This window comes from Micromonospora sp. DT4, from assembly GCF_049841675.1.
Taxonomy (GTDB): domain Bacteria; phylum Actinomycetota; class Actinomycetes; order Mycobacteriales; family Micromonosporaceae; genus Micromonospora.
This window is the reverse complement of the sequence record NZ_JBNCKT010000319.1, coordinates 1-925: the sequence shown is the minus strand read 5'-3', so window position 1 is coordinate 925 and position 925 is coordinate 1. Positions and strand designations below refer to the sequence as shown.

At 65.9% G+C, this 925-nt stretch carries 1 protein-coding gene; it reads right to left on the bottom strand.

The window, feature by feature from the left end; translation table 11 throughout:
- Positions 1–858, bottom strand: an 858-nt coding sequence (locus tag ACLQ24_RS29875) for an IS630 family transposase (protein WP_425895078.1), incomplete at its 3' end; no start/stop codon positions are given.
- Between the last annotated feature and the right edge of the window lie 67 nt (positions 859–925).

The following is a 925-nucleotide window of genomic DNA, read 5'->3' as shown; positions in this document are numbered from 1 at the left end:
TACGTCGCCATTGAGCAGTTCGACCGGGTTCAGCTCGGGTGCGTAGCCGGGCAGTAGGTGCATCTCAATGCTGTCAACGTGTTCGGCCAGCCAGTCCCTCACCAAGACCCTGCGGTGCACAGGATGCCGGTCCACAATCAAGTGGATCTTCCGGTCGATCTGGCGGACCAGACGCCGCAGGTAGACGAGGAACACCGGGCCGGTGAACGAACCCCGGTAGCAGGTGAAGTACAGCTCGCCCTTGTTGCTGATCGCGGCCATCACGTTGACCCCGAACCGTTTCCCGGTCTTGGGCACCACCGGCGCTTGCCCGACCGGCGCCCAACCCCTACCCACCGACGAGTCGGAGCGCAGCCCGGTCTGGTCCAACCACAAGATGACCGCCTTCTCCTTACGGGCTTTCGCCTCGATCGCCGGATACTCCTCGGCCAGCCACCGGGCCACCGCCTCGGGATTCTGCTCGTAGGCGCGGCGGATCGGCTTCTGCGGCGACAACCCCCATGAGCGCAGGTACTTACCGATCGTTACCAACGACAGGCCGATCCCGAACCAGTTCCGCACCAACTGCCGGACCTGCGGGCGGGTCCACACCAGGCCAGGCAACGCCACCTGATCGGGGAACTTGCCCAGCACCGCCTTGCGGACCCGGGCTTCCTGCTTCGGATCGAGGGCTTTCTGCTCACCCGGACGCCGCCCCCGCTTGCCGGCCTTCAACGCCCCGGAACCGTTACGACGTACCGCGTTGACCCACTTCGAGACCGCCTGCGCCGTCACACCCAGCACAATGGCCACCGACGCCTGCGTATGCCCGGCCTGCACCGCCGCGACCGCCCGCTGGCGCAGATCCTCTTGCGCCACAGGGGAAAGCCGACGCGCGTCCCGCACCGTAACGCCCATACACCCCAAACGATCACAAACCATTTGG